This window comes from Pseudomonas sp. 05N434 (assembly GCF_056396965.1).
On sequence record NZ_JBFTMK010000040.1, the window covers coordinates 1 to 15,528 of the forward strand.

At 62.4% G+C, this 15,528-nt stretch carries 4 protein-coding genes; 1 reads left to right on the plus strand and 3 read right to left on the minus strand.

Annotated features, from left to right (window positions below; all coding sequences use genetic code 11):
• Positions 1–273 (minus strand): alpha/beta fold hydrolase (locus tag AC1DLB_RS04845; protein WP_477784673.1); only part of this gene is annotated, 273 nt, incomplete at its 3' end.
• A gap of 80 nt (positions 274–353) precedes the next feature.
• On the minus strand, positions 354–13,337 hold the full coding sequence (locus AC1DLB_RS04850; RefSeq protein ID WP_477784674.1) for a non-ribosomal peptide synthetase: 12,984 nt from the start codon (positions 13,335–13,337) through the stop codon (positions 354–356).
• A gap of 380 nt (positions 13,338–13,717) precedes the next feature.
• On the opposite strand from AC1DLB_RS04850, the gene AC1DLB_RS04855 reads away from it, so the two are divergent.
• Positions 13,718–14,266: an RNA polymerase factor sigma-70 gene (locus AC1DLB_RS04855; RefSeq protein ID WP_477784675.1), complete on the plus strand. Its 549-nt coding sequence runs from the start codon at positions 13,718–13,720 to the stop codon at positions 14,264–14,266.
• Between the two features lie 93 nt (positions 14,267–14,359).
• Here the strand turns inward: AC1DLB_RS04855 and AC1DLB_RS04860 are convergent, their stop codons facing one another.
• A complete protein-coding gene (locus AC1DLB_RS04860; protein WP_477743430.1) occupies positions 14,360–15,373 on the minus strand; it encodes a GNAT family N-acetyltransferase in 1,014 nt (337 codons plus the stop codon).
• Positions 15,374–15,528: the final 155 nt, after the last annotated feature.

A 15,528-nucleotide genomic window follows, 5' to 3' on the forward strand; every position in this document is an offset into this window, starting at 1 on the left:
GACCAGCGTGACGCGATCGATGTCCAGATGATCGAGTAATGCCAGTGCCTGACGCGCCACGTCATCCAGCGACGTCATGCCCTCGGGCATCCGCCCGGATTCGCCATGGCCCCAGAGGTCCAGTGCAATGACCCGATAGCGCTGCGACAGCGCCGCAATCTGCGGTGCCCACATGGCCTGGTCCCACAGGTAGCTCCCGGCCAGCAATACCGCCGGGCCCGTGCCTTGATCTATGTAGTGAAGCGCTTGTCCATCAACCGTTACGAAGGGCATCGACTGTCTCCCTGGTGAAATAGGATCCATTAAAAAACCACGGGAAGCCTGAGCCGCGTGGGCTCGGCAGTCAACCCGGATTAAAGGCCCTCCAGCTCCGCCATCAGGTCATTCAACCGATCCACCTTCTCCTCGGTAATGTCGCTCGCCGCCAACCCATCGATGTACTCGGCCAATTCCGCCACCGTGCTGCACTCGAACATCGCCCGCAGCGGCACGTTGCGTTGCAGGGCTTTTTGTACCCGCGAGGCAATTTGCGTGGCCAGCAGCGAATGCCCACCCAGCTCGAAGAAGTTGTCACGCACGCCAACCTTCTCGACCTTCAACACTTCGGCCCAGATATCCGCCAAGGTCTGCTCCAGCTCATTGCCCGGCGCCTGATAGTCCTGGCTCTGCAACTGGCCGATCTCCAGTGCCGGCAAGGCCTTGCGATCGAGTTTGCCGTTGGCGTTGAGTGGCAGCTTGTCGAGCCACAACCAGTGCAGCGGCACCATGTATTCCGGCAACTCGGCACGCAGGCGCTGCTTGATCCGCTCCAGTCGTTCGTTCGGATTGAGCGCCAAATCCGCTGCCACCAGATAGCCGACCAGGTGCTTGCCGTTGACGCCCTCCTGCACCCCGACCGCCGCATCGCGGACTTCCGGCTGTTCATGCAGACGCGCTTCGATTTCACCCAGTTCGATGCGGTACCCGCGAATCTTCACTTGATGATCGATACGCCCGACGTATTCCAGCACGCCATCACTGCGCCGACGGGCCAGGTCACCGGTGCGATACAGGCGATCCCCAGGCGCACCGAATGGGTTCGGCACAAACACCTGTGCCGTGCGCAACGGATCGCTCACATAACCGCGCCCGACCCCGGTGCCGGCCACGCACAATTCCCCCACTGCCCCCAACGGCACCAGCTCCAGCGCGCCATCGAGCAGGTACAAACGGTTGTTGTCGGTCGGCGTACCGATCGGCAAATAGCTGCCACGGGTCGAAGCCAGGTCGACCCGGAAGAACGCCACATCGTCCGAGCATTCCGCCGGGCCATAAGCGTTCACCAGCCCCATCTGCGGGTAACGCAGCAACCATTGATGCGCCAGTTCCGGCGGCATCGCTTCACCGGTCGGCAACATCCAGCGCAGGCCATCGAGGCTCATGCAGTCCTGGGCGAGCATGCCCTGAATCAGCGACGGCACGCTTTCCAGCACGCTAATGCCCTGGCTCTGGACGTGGGCCAGCAAGCCTTGGGGATCATGGGCGATGCTGTTCGGCACGATGTCCACCCGAGCACCGAACAACAGCGCCGCGAGGAACTGCCAGACCGAAATATCGAAGCTTTGCGAAGCGGTCTGGGCGATCACATCGGCGTCGCTCAGCTTCAGGTACGGCACCTTGCTCAACTGGTTATTGAGCATGCCGCGCTGCTCGACCATCACGCCCTTCGGCAGGCCGGTGGAGCCCGAGGTGTAGATCACGTAGGCGAGGTTGTCCGGGCCACTGTAGACACCCGGATTGGCCACCGAAACGTCGCTCGCCTGCACGTCTTCCCAGACCAGCAATCGAGGCCGGTTGGCACATCCGAATTCCTCCAGCAGCGCGACGGCTTGGTCACGGCACGCCTGGGTGCAGACCAGCAACGGCGTGCGGCTCAGGTCAATGATCCGGCTCAGGCGCTGACTTGGCAGGCCAGGGTCCAGCGGCAGGTAACCGGCACCGGCCTTGAAGCTGCCGATAATCATGCCCAGCAGATCGAGATTACGCTCGGCGAGCAGCGCCACCGGTTGATCGAGGCCGACGCCTGCAGCGATCAAGGCATGGCCGAGACGGTTGCTGCGCTGGTTCAACTCAACATAGCTGTGTTGCTGATCGAGATAACTGGCGGCAATCCGCTGCGGATGCCGGGCAACCTGCGCTTCGAACAATGAGACATAGCTCTGCTCCAGCGGATAGTCGTGTTCGCTCTGGTTGCAGCCATGGATCAGGAAGTCCTGCTCCTCGACTCCCAGCAGCGGCAAATCGGCCATGTCACCGTGGAAGCCCTCGACCAGCGCCAGCAACAGGCGCTTGAACTCACCGAGCATGCGCTCGACGGTGGATTCGTCGAAATAACGCTGGTCGTAGGACAAGTGCAAGCCCAGGTCATCCCCCGGATAGCAGACCGCCGTCAACGGGAAGTTGGTGTGGGTGCGGCCCGAATCCGAAGTGGCATTGAGGCTTTGCGCACGGTCCAGCACCGAGACTTCCACCGGGGCGTTTTCGAACACGAACAGGCTGTCGAACAGCGGCTGGCCTTTCGGCAGTTCGCTGGTTTCCTGGATGCTCACCAGCGGCAGGTACTCGTATTCGCGCAGTTGCATGTTGCTGTCGAGCAAACCACTGAGCCACTGACGAACGCTGCAGCGCTGATCGTCCTCGGGCATTTTCACCCGCAGGGCGATGCTGTTGATGAACAGCCCGACGGTGCGTTGCATCTCTGGCATGTCCACCGGACGCCCGGCCACGGTGACGCCGAACAGCACGTCGCGATCACCGCTCAAGCGACGCAGCACCAACGCCCACGCCGCCTGGGCGAAGGTGTTGACGGTCAACTGATGGGCCTGGGCCAGTTCGCGCAATTGTGCGCCATCCCGGGGATCAAGCCTTGTGTAACGGTCGCCGACGATCATGCCGCCGCTGTCGCCGGCATGTTCACGCAGGAACGGCCGGTCGCTCGGAATCGGCGTGGTGCGCTCGAAACCTTGCAGGTTCTGCCGCCACCACTGTCGCGCCTCGGCCAGGCTCTGGCGTTGCAGCCAGCCGATGTAATCGCGATAACGCGGCGGCACGGCCAGTTGCGCTTGCCGGCCTTCGCCGAGGGCGGTGTAGATTTCGAAGAAGTCGTTCATCAGCAGCGAACGGCACCAGGCATCGATGAGGATGTGGTGGTTGCTCATCATGAACCAGTAGCGCGCCGCGCCGACGCGGATCAAACGCAGATGGAACGGCGCCTGATTGAGCAGATCGAACCCGGTCTCGCGCTCGCTTTTCAGCAGCGCCTGCAGCTTCGGCTCTTGCTCTGCTTCGGCAACCGCGCTCCAGTCCAGATACTCGATCGGCGTGCTGCCGGGTTTATGGATCACTTGCAGCATGTCTTCGCCGACGTTCCAGCAGAACGAGGCGCGCAAGGCTTCGTGACGGGCGATCACCGCTTGCCAGGCCTKGGCGAAGCGCTCGGGGTCGAGCTCGCTGTTGATGCGGTAGCGGTCCTGCATGTAATAGAGGCCGGTGCCCGGTTCGAGCAAGGTGTGCAGCAGCATGCCTTCCTGCATCGGGGTCAGCGGGTAGACGTCTTCGATCATCGCCGCCGGAACCGGCAACGCGTCGAGTTGCGGCTGAGTCAGTTTGGCCAACGGGAAGTCCGACGGCGTCAGGCCGCCCGCGTGGTCACTCAGGCAGTGCTGGATCAGGCTGTGCAATTCATCCAGATACGCCTGCGCCAGGTCGGTGATGGTTTGCCGGTCGTGGCGTTCGGCGCTGAAGGTCCAGCGCAGCACCAGTTCACCACCGTACACCTGACTGTCGACGCTCAGCTCGTTTGGCAGCGGCGCATGCGGATCATGGGCCGCGCCGACCGGCTCATCGAGCGGACGGAACAGCGCATCGCTGCCGAAGCTCTGGTCGAACTGGCCGAGGTAGTTGAAGGTGATCGGCGCCACCGGCAGCGCGGCCATGGTCTGCCGACACAGGCCATCGGCCAGGTAACGCAGCACGCCATACCCCAGGCCTTTATGCGGCACCGCGCGCAGTTGCTCCTTGATTACCTTGATCGACGCACCCTGCTCACTCACCGGCGTGAGGCGCAGTGGATAAGCACTGGTGAACCAGCCGACGGTGCGGGTCAGGTCAATCTCGTCGAACAGGGTTTCGCGGCCGTGGCCTTCGAGTTGAATCAACGCCGACCCATGACCGCTCCAGCGGCACAACACACGGGCCAACGCAGTCAGCAGTAAATCGTTGACTTGGGTGCGATAGGCCGCCGGCGCCTGTTGCAACAGTTGGCGGGTGCGCTCGCTGTCGAGGCGCACGCTGACGGTTTGCGCGTGACGATTCTGCTGCCCGCCCCGAGGCCGATCACACGGCAATTCAGCGCTTGGGCCGGCCAGTTGCGCCTGCCACCAGCTCAATTCTTCCCGTAGGGATTCGCTGCCGGCATAAGCCTGCAACCGTGCGGCCCAGTCCCTGAAGGCACTGGTTTTCGCTGGCAGTTTTACTGACTGCTCTGCGTCCAGTTGACGATAAACCGTTTGCAGATCGTCCAGCAGCACCCGCCACGACACCCCGTCCACCACCAAGTGGTGAATGGCAATGAACAACCGTTGTTGCCCCTCGGGATCGTCGACCAACAGCGCCCGCATCAGTGGCCCTTGCTCAAGGTCGAGGCTGCGCTGCGCTTCGGCGAACAGTGCCGCGCATGTGTCCATCGTCGGCACCTGCACTTGCCACAGCACGGCAGCGTCGGAAACTGCCTGATGCTCGGCCTGCCAATGACCGGCGACTTCGGTGAAGCGCAGGCGCAAGGCATCGTGCTGCTCGATCACCGCCAACAGCGCTTGCTCCAGGCGATGCGGCTCCAGCACCACGGTCGGTTCCAGCAGCAACGCCTGGTTCCAGTGTTGACGCTGCGGGATTTCGGTGTCGAAGAACCAGTGCTGAATGGGTGTCAGACGCGATTCACCCGTGAGCAAACCTTGTTCGGCGGTGACCTGCTCGGTACGAGTCGCCACCGCAGCCAACGTCTGCACTGTCTGGTGCTGGAACAGGTCGCGGGGGCTGAAGTGAATGCCCTGCTGCCGCGCACGGCTCACCACCTGGATCGACAGGATCGAATCGCCGCCCAGTTCGAAGAAGTTGTCGTTGAGGCCGACCTGTTGAACGTTGAGCACTTCACACCAGATGCCGGCCAGGATCATCTCAAGTTCGTTGCTCGGCGCCACGTATTGCTGACGATTCAACTCCGGGTCCGGTGCCGGCAGTGCGCGACGGTCGAGTTTGCCGTTGGCGGTCAGCGGCATGCTGGCCAGCAGGATCAAGTGCGTCGGCACCATGTAATCCGGCAACTGAGATTTGAGGTGCGCCTTCAACGCTTCGCGCAGTGCAGTTTGCTGCGCTTCATCCTGCTCGGCCACGTTTGTAACCAGATAGCCCACCAGTTGCTTGCCGCTCGGCGCATCGAGCGCCAGCACGACCGCTTCACGGATCGATTCATGTTCCAGCAGTCGGGTTTCGATCTCGCCCAGTTCGATGCGAAAACCACGGATCTTCACTTGATGGTCAATGCGGCCGAGGTACTCGACCAGGCCATCGGCGCGCTGACGGACAAGGTCGCCGGTGCGGTACAAGCGTCCGCCGTTCGCGGCAAAAGGATCAGCGACAAAGCGTTCGGCGGTCATCCCCGGACGTTGGTGATAACCCTGCGCCAGACCGGCGCCGCCGACATACAACTCGCCGGTCGCGCCTTGCGGCAGCAACGCCAGATCGGCGTCGAGAATGTACGCCACCCGAGCGCCGATCACGCTGCCAATCGGCACACTGCCCAGCCCTTCTTCCAATTGCTCGGGGGCCAGGCTGGCGAGCGGCATGACCACAGTTTCGGTCGGGCCGTAAGCGTTGAAAAACAGGCTCGGTTTGAACGCCGCGCGAATCCGCTGCAAGTGTTCGCCAGTCAGGGCTTCGCCACCGGTGATGCACATGCGCACCGGCAGGGTTTCGCCCTGGGTCGCCAGCCATTGCGCCAACTGGCTGCCGTAGCTTGGGGTGAAGCCGAGGATGTTGATGTTGTGGCGACGAATCAGCCCGCAGATTTCCTGCGCGTCCCACTGGCCTTGAGCGCGAAGGACCACCTGCGCACCACTCAATAGCGGCACCAGCAGACGCTCGGTCGCGGCATCGAAGTTGATCGAATAGAAGTGCAACTCGCAATCATCGGGGCGCATGCCGAAACGCTCGATCACCGCGCGGCAATGCATGGCGATTTCACCGTGGGACACCACCACGCCTTTCGGTTTTCCGGTGGAGCCCGAGGTGTAAATCAGGTACGCCTGATGCTGCGGCATACTGATAAACGGCAGCTCGCTGGCCGGGTAATTGGCCAGGTCCGCGGCATCGTCTTCCAGGCACCAACGACCGACGCTGGCCGGCAATTCACCGAGTGCCGCGAACATCGCCGCATCGCTGAGCAACAAACCGATGCCGCTGTCTTCGATCATGTAGTGCAGGCGATCCAGCGGGTATTCCGGGTCCAGCGGCACATAGGCGCCGCCCGCCTTGAGGATTGCCAGCAAGCCGATGACCATCTCCAGCGAACGTTCCAACGCCAAGCCGACCCGCACGTGCGGCCCGACACCGCGCTCACGGAGCATCCAGGCCAGACGATTGGCGCGGCTGTCGAGCTCGGCGTAGCTCAGGGTTTGCCCGGCGAACGTCAGCGCCGGTGCGCCCATGCGCACCAGCGCCTGCTCAGCGAACAGCTGATGGATGTATTGATCGAGGCGATGCTCACCCGGCTCGATGCCGAGGTTGTCGAGCAGGTTTTGCTGTTCAGTGGCGTCGAGCAATGGCAGCTCACTCAAGCGCTGTTGCGGATCGGCCAGCAACGCGTCCAGCAGATTGCGCCAGTGCCCGGCCATGCGCGCAATGCGCGGCTCGTCGAACAGATCGGTGCTGTAAGTCAGGCAGCAACCGAGGCGATGGTCGAGGTCGGTGACTTCCAGGTTGAGGTCGAACTTGGTCGCTCGCGCATCGTTGGCCAGGTACTCGACGGTCATCCCGGCCAGGGTGCGGCGCTGCTGGAATTCCCAGCGCTGCACGTTGCACATCACCTGGAACAGCGGGTTGTAAGCGGCGCTGCGCGGTGGTTGCAAGGCTTCGACCAAGTGATCGAACGGCAGGTCCTGATGGGACTGGCCTTCGATCACCGTGTGGCGAACCTGCTCGAACAACTCGCCGACGGACATCTGCCCATCGAGCTGGCAACGCAGCACTTGGGTGTTGAGGAATGCGCCGATCAACCCTTCGCTTTCCGGGCGAATGCGGTTGGCCACCGGCGCACCGATGCGCAGGTCGGTCTGGCCGCTGTAGCGGTAAAGCAGCACGGCCAGGGCGGCGGTCATGGTCATGAACAGGGTCAGACCGTTGTCTGCGTTGAAGGCACGAACCCGCGCCGCGAGGTCATCACTGAGGTCGAAGCGGAACAGTTCGCCCTGATGACTTTGCACCGGCGGACGCGGACGATCAGCCGGCAACTCCAGCAGTGGATGTTCGCGGCCCAGTTGCGCGGTCCAGTAATCGAGCTGGCGCTGACGTTCGCCGGATTCCAGCCACTGACGCTGCCACACGCTGTAATCCAGGTACTGCACCGGCAAGGGTTGCAGTGGTGATTCGCGGTCATCGACGAACGCTTCGTAGAGCGCGCTGAGTTCCCGGGCGAAGATGTCCATCGCCCAGCCTTCGGTGACAATGTGGTGCAGGGTCAGCACCAGGTAATGTTCCTGCTCGGCGGTCTTGACCAGGCAGGCGCGCAGCAACGGTCCGGTTTCCAGATCGAAAGGCGTGTGCGCCTCGCTGTCGGCCAGTTGCTGGACACGCTGCTCACGAGTATCAGCCGCCAGCGCGGAGAAATCCTTCCAGTCCATGCGCATACCGGTGTCCGGATGCACCTGTTGCCGGGCCACGCCGTCGACGCTCGGGAATGTCGTGCGCAGGGTTTCGTGACGCATGATCAGCGCTTGCAACGCCGCCTCGAAACGCCCGACATCCAGCACGCCGCGCAACCGCGCCATGCCGCCGACGTTGTAGGCCGGGCTGTCCGGTTCCATCTGCCACAAGAACCACATGCGTTGCTGGGAATAGGACAACGGCACCGGTTGGCGGCGGTCGACCTTCTCGATCGGTGGCTGCTGGTTGGTTCTGCCGCTGACCTGGATCAAGCGAACCTGTTCGGCAAACGCGCCCAGCTCACTGGCCTCGAACAGCGCCCGCAACGGTAACTCGACGTCGCAGGCCTGACGGGTACGGGAGATGATTTGCGTGGCCAGCAGCGAGTGGCCGCCAAGGGCGAAGAAGTCGTCGCGCAGACCGATCTGCGTCTGGCCCAGCACTTCGCGCCAGATGCCGGCGATTTGTTGCTCAAGCGCCGTGACCGGTTCGACGTGCTCGCGGACGTGCCGCTGAGGTTCCGGCAAGGCGCGGCGATCGAGTTTGCCGCTCGGGCTCAAGGGCATTTGGTCCAGACGCATGAGTTGCGCCGGGACCATGTATTCCGGCAACTCGGCGGCCAGCACGGCTTTCAGGCGTGCGGCTTGAGTGTCGAGGTCTTCAGTGGAATCAGCGGCGGTGTAGTAACCGATCAACTGCCCGCCGACCGCCGTTTCGCGCACCAGCACCACCGCTTGGGCGACGCCGGATTGTGYCAACAGCCGCGCTTCGATCTCTTGCGGCTCGACACGAAAGCCACGCAGTTTGACCTGCTGATCGAGACGACCGAGGTATTCGATCACGCCATCGGCGGTCCAGCGCGCACGGTCGCCGGTGCGGTACAGACGCGCGCCCTGCTCGCCCAGTGGATCGACCACGAAACGCTCAGCCGTCAGCCCCGGACGGCCCAGATAGCCTCGAGCCAAACCGATACCGCTGATACATAGCTCACCCGGCACGCCGGCCGGAACCGGGTTGAGGTCACTGTCGAGCACCCGGCACAGCACGTTGCCCAATGGCCGGCCAATCGGCGAGCGCTCGCCATCGGCGATTGTGCAGTGCCAGTGGGTGACGTTGATCGCGGTTTCGGTGGGGCCGTAGCGGTTGTGTAGTTGCACCGCCGGCAGTTGCGTCAGCAGGCGGTTGCGCAGTTCGACGGGCAAGGCTTCGCCGCCGCAGAACACCCGGCGCAGGCTGGTGCATTCGGCGGTCAGCGGTTCGTCGATGAACAGCGAAAGCAGCGGCGGCACAAAGTGCAGCGTGGTCACGCCGTATTGCTGAACCAGTTGTGCGATGCGGTGTGGATCGCGGTGTTCGCCGGGACCGGCGATCAGCAAGCGGCACCCGGTAATCAGCGGCCAGAAACACTCCCACACCGACACGTCAAAACTGATCGGGGCTTTTTGCATCAGCACGTCGGTATCGTTCAGGCGATAAGTGTTCTGCATCCATTGCAGACGTTCAGCGAGCGCTGCGTGCGTGTTGCCGACACCCTTGGGCTGGCCGGTGGAACCCGAGGTATAAATCACGTAGGCCAGGTTGTCGCCGTGCAGGTGCAAACCCGGTGCATGGCTTGGCCAGTTCTCCAGGTGCAGGGCGTCCATGGCAATCAGGCAGACGCCATCAGTGGCCGGCAAGCGGTCGAGCAATTCGGTTTGGGTCAGCAACAACTCGACGCCACTGTCGCGGAGCATGTAGGCCAGGCGCTCGGCCGGGTAATCCGGGTCCAGCGGCACATAAGCGCCGCCGGCCTTGATGATCGCCAGCAAACCGATCAGCAACTGCGGCGAACGTTCGGCGGCGATCGCCACGCACACGTCCGGGCCGACGCCTTTGTCGCGCAGGTAATGCGCCAGGCGGTTGGCCTGAGTATGCAGTTCGGCGAAGTCCAGGCTGCCGCCGTCCCACAGCAACGCGATGCGTTCCGGGGTCTGGCGTACTTGTTCGTTGAGCAGTTCCGGCAACCACTGCTGTGCCGGGTTGCACGGAGCAACGCTCCAGTCATTTTGCTGAGCCTGTTCGGCGGCGGTCAGCAGTTGCAGATCGCCGATCGCTTGTTGCGGACGCTCACAGACGGCTCGCAGCAGGTTGGCGAAATGCTCGGCCAGACGCTCGATGGTCGCCGCGTCAAACAACTCGCTGGCGTAGTCGAACGACAGGCTCAAGCGTCCGTTGCGGTCTTCTTCGCTGTGCAGTTGCAGGTCGAACTTGGCTTCGCGGCTGTGCCACGGCAGCTCTTCGGCGAGCAGCCCCGGCAGACGACGCAGAGCGCCGAGATCCCGTTGCTGATGGTTGAACATGACCTGGAACAAGCCTTGTTCGCGGGCCTGGGGGAAGGCCTCGAGCAGTTGCTCGAACGGCAAGTCCTGATGCGCTTGCGCACCCAAGGCGGCTTGACGGGTTTGCGCCAGCAACTCCACGAATGGCAGACGCGAATCCACTTCCGCACGCAGCACCTGGGTGTTGATGAAGAAGCCGATCAGCCCCTGGGTTTCCAGCCGTGGACGGTTGGCATTCGGCACGCCGATGCGGATGTCGCGCTGGCCGCTGTAGCGATGCAGCAGGCTCTGGAACGCCGCGAGCAACAGCATGAACGGCGTCGACTCATGAGCCTGGGCGGTCTGGCGAATGGCGTTGCTCAGGCTCGCGTCCAACCGCAGGGTGTGGCGGGCGGCGCTGTGGGTGTGTTGTGCCGAACGTGGGTGGTCGGTGGCCAGGCTCAGGGTCGGATGCTCATCACCCAACTGCTCTTTCCAGTAAGCGAGTTGCCGTTCGCCCTCCCCTTGCGCCAGCCACTGGCGCTGCCAACTGCCGTAGTCGGCGTATTGCGTCGGCAAGGCTGGAAGGCTGGCGGTCTGGCCTTGAGAGGCGGCCGTATACAGGCGCGAGAATTCGTCGATCAGCACGTTCAGCGACCAGCCGTCGGCGATGATGTGGTGCATCGTCACCAGCAGTTGATGATCCTCATCATCGAGGCGCACCAGGGTCACCCACAGCAGCGGGCCGTTCTCCAGGTCGAACCGGATGCGGGCTTCGTCCTCGCGGATTTGTTGCGCGCAGGCTTCACGCTCGGCGGCCGGCACATCGCTGATGTCGATCACTTGAAGATTGAATTCAGCGGCAGCATCGACCCGTTGCAGGGCCACACCGTCGCGCTCGAAAAAACGTGTGCGCAGGGATTCGTGACGTTCGATCAGTTGCTGGAAACTGGCGCGCAAGGCGTCTTCGTCCAGTTCGCCGCGCAGGCGCAAGGCGCCGGGAATGTTGTAGGCGCTGCTCTGCGGGTCGAGTTGCCAGGTGATCCACAAACGGTTTTGCGCCAGGGATTGCGGCATGGCTTCGTTGCGCGACAGCTGAGTGATCGCGCCTTGGGCGAGGCCGCCATCCTGTTGTTGCCGGGCGACGGCGGCGGCGAATGCGCCGAGGGTTGGCGCTTCGAACAGCAGACGCAGATTCAGCTCCATCCCCAACGCTTCACGCAGGCGTGCGACCACTTGAGTAGCGGCGATGGAGTTACCGCCGAGCAGGAAGAAGTGATCGTCGGCGTTGACTTGCTTGACCTGCAATTGCTCGCACCAGATCTGGCCGATCAGGGTTTGCAGTTCTGAACCCGACTCGCTGCTGCCTTCACTTTCGTTCGCTGCCGACGGGAAAACCGCATAGCTGTCGAGGCTGCCATCGGCCAGGCGATTGCGGCAGGCCGAACGTTGCAACTTGCCGCTGGAAGTCTTGGGCAGTGCCCCCGGATTGAGCAGCACCACCACGCTCGGCGCTTGCTGATACGCCTCGGCCACCGCTTGGCGAATGCCCTTGATCAGTGCCTCGGGCGACAGGATTTTCTGCACGCTGCGGCTGATTTCCGCGGCAATGCCGATGCCTTCCTGACCCTCGAGATTGACCGCGAACGCGGCCACACGCCCCTTGCGCACCACCTCCACTTCGCGCTCGATGGTCTGCTCGATGTCCTGCGGATAGAGGTTGTGACCACGAACGATCAGCATGTCTTTCAGGCGCCCGGTGATGAACAGTTCACCGTCACGCAAAAAGCCCAGGTCGCCGGTGCGCAGCCAGGTGTGGCCCGCGTGCTGGACGAAGGTCTTGGCCGTGGCTTCAGGGTTGCGCCAGTAGCCATGGGCGATGCTCGGCCCGGCGGCCCAGACTTCACCGACCGCGTTGTCGGCGAATTCTTCGAGCGATACCGAATCGACAATCAGCACCGCGTGATCCGGCTGGCTGATGCCGCAACTCATGACCGGACTGCCGTCGCCCGGTTCGGCGCGGTTTTGCGCCAAGGCCTGATCATCCACGCGCAACGCCGGAATGCCCTGACCGCGCGGAGTGCCGGCAACGAACAGCGTGGCTTCCGCGAGACCGTAAGAGGCCATGAAGCTGTCTGGCGTAAAACCACAGGCCGCGAATTTCTCGGCGAAGCGTTCCAGGGTGTCGAGGCGAATCGGTTCGGAACCGGAATACGCCACGCGCCAGCCGCTCAAATCAAGACGTTCCAGAGCCGATTCGCTGACGCGCTCGCTGCACAGTCGATAGGCGAAGTCCGGCCCGCCGCTGATGGTGCCGCCGTACTCGCTGATCGCTTCCAGCCAGCGCAACGGGCGACCGAGGAAGTACGCCGGCGACATCAACACGCACGGCACACCACTGAAAATCGGCTGCAGCAGGCCACCGATCAGGCCCATGTCGTGGTACAGCGGCAGYCAGCTGACGATCACGTCATCAGGATTGAGGTCAATGCCAAAGCCGTGACGAATCAATCGCTCGTTGGCCACCAGGTTGCCGTGGCTGACTTGCACACCTTTAGGCAAAGCAGTGGAGCCGGAGGTGTATTGCAGGAAAGCGATGTGCTCGCCTTGCAGGTCCGGTGCAACCCAGCGTTCAGCCACGGCGTTGTCGAGGGTGTCGACACATAGCAGCGGCGGCGCCCCGTTGATTTGCAGCAAGGCGTCGCGCAGGTCGGCGCTGGTCAACAGCAGAAGCGGCTCGGCATCGCTGATGATCGACAGCAGGCGTTCCTGATGATGACGACGGGTCGATTCCGGCGGATAGGCCGGCACCGCGATCACCCCGGCGTACAGGCAACCAAAGAACGCCGCGACGTAATCCGGGCCGCTGGGAAACAACAGCACCGCGCGATCGCCGAACGACGCCTGGGCCTGCAACGCGCCGGCAATGGTTCGCGCCCGTTGGTCCAGCTCACGATAACTGAGCACCACAGCCTGATCCAGGGTTTCGGCGAGAAAACGCAAGGCCACCCGGTCCGGCGTCAAGGCCGCGCGGCGCTGGAGGGCTTGGACCAGTGTGCTGGGGAGTTCGAACGCGTCGGTCATGAGGTTTCCTGCCTGAATTCGGCTTGCAAGTGGAATCGGTTTTCATATTTCACGCCCGTTCACGGGCATGCAGGACGCGGTCTTCGCCGACCGCGCAAGGCTTGGGAATGCTGTTTTGGCCGGGGTTTGCGCCCGCAGCCATTCACCAATGAGAACGGATGAGGTCTTGGAATAATTAGTCGCCGGGCTTGAGCGCCGGCAGGCTTGTGGCCGGTGGGTGAGTCAGCGTGTCGCCGTTCTCGGTCCGCACCGCAACGGAGCATTAATTCTCTTTCTCATTTGACAATCATTATCATTCAACATAATTTGTCGCTCGATATGTAGGACGGCTCCGACCCCCTTGTCGTCCCACGACCCTATTTGCAGCAAGGTGATTTCCAATGACGGAACAAGTATCCACAAGCAGGTGCGATTCACCGCTACTTCAGGCCTTCGTCGACAACCGACTGATTCTGGTCAAGATTGCCGCCCGCATTACCGGCTGCCGATCCCGCGCCGAAGACGTGGTGCAGGATGCGTTCTTCCGGTTGCAATCGGCGCCGCAGATCACCTCGTCAATCAAGGCGCAGCTCAGTTACCTGTTCCAGATCGTGCGCAACCTGGCGATCGATCACTACCGCAAGCAGGCGCTGGRGCAGAAGTATTCGGGCCCGGAAGAAGAAGGCCTGAACGTGGTGATCCAGGGCGCTTCGCCGGAAACCTCGCACATGAATTTCTCGACCCTGGAAAACATTGCCGATGCACTGACGGAGTTGCCCAGCCGCACCCGTTACGCCTTCGAGATGTACCGCCTGCATGGCGTGCCGCAAAAAGACATCGCCAAGGAACTGGGCGTCTCGCCGACCCTGGTGAACTTCATGATTCGTGATGCGCTGGTGCATTGCCGCAAGGTGTCGGGCAATCGTGCCGATACCTTCGCCCGTCGTTAAACGCTTCGCGGGCAAACCTCGCTCCACAGGGAATATTGCCTGTCACTGTAGGAGCGAGCGGTGCGGCGATCCGACTTGCCCGCGAAGACTGACTCAAGCCAACGAACACCGATCAAAAAACCGCTCACGCCCCAGCACCATCAGCGCCGCGCGCTTGTGCGGGAAGTCGAACTCTTTCTCGCAGTGAAAACACTGATTATGCAGATGCCCGATCATCTTCGCGTTGTCGGCGCGAGGTTCGGCGACCACCCGTTGAGTGCGCGGATCATCGAGAAACAGGTAGTGCACCAGCGCCGATAACCAACTCGCCACCTTGTGCGGGCCACGGTGATCTTCCTCACCCACCAGCATGTGAATGCCACGGTCGTAATCGCCGGCGTCATAGAACGGCGCAATGCGATCTTCCTTGGCCCAGTAGGCTTCAAAGTAGGCAAACGGCTGATCATCGAAGCAACCGATCAGGGTCAAGGTGTGCGGGTCGGCTTCGAGTTTGCCGAGGTATTCCCGATGCTTCTCGAGGCTGCCCTCCTCCTGCCAGAAACTCGCGACCCGCGGGCTGTTCTGCCAGCGGTTGAAACGCGCCAAATCCTGCTCGATTTCTAGTGTACGCAGGGAAACCCATGCACCGAGCCGCGCATCAAAGCGCCGATAGACCTCACCACGGGGTTTCACCGCACGCAGGGGGTGGCGCTTGCCGTCACTGATGACCATCTGCTGTGGATAGCTACCGGTCAACGACTCACCCAGCCAAGGCTGAGGCAATTGCCAGAACAGTGTGCGTTCACAGCGATATTGACCTTTGACATCGGTCGCGATCAGCAACCCGCTGAGCAAGGCTTCAGTGGGCACTTGATCGAGGTGCCAGGTCAGACGCTGACACTGCGCATCACGGGCAAACAGCCAATAACAGGCCGCCCAGAATGCTTGACCGTCAGGACGGCCAAAGCGCTCCTCCAGCCGCAGATGCACCTCGGGCTCGCGGATCAGCCGCAGTTCGATCAGCGGCTGCCCTTCCAGACTGAGGCTCAGGCGACTTGCGGTTTCATCGGCTACAAGACGGTTGCCTGACGGCAAGGCCAGGGCGGTCAGGTCATTCAGATTGGACATGGGTCGGGCTCACGGTAATCGTCGACAGTTAACTGAGGTGACGTGAGCCGGGCATGGAAATTTAACGAAAAACACCGCAAACCTTAATCAGCATTCGCGGTGGCATGCACAGCCTGGATCAGTTCCAGTCCATTGACGTTACGCAGGTGCTAGAT

Coding starts and splice junctions, on each gene's coding strand:
- AC1DLB_RS04860 (WP_477743430.1), bottom strand. CDS start 15,373: ATGTCCAATCTGAATGACCTGACCGCCCTGGCCTTGCCGTCAGGCAAC.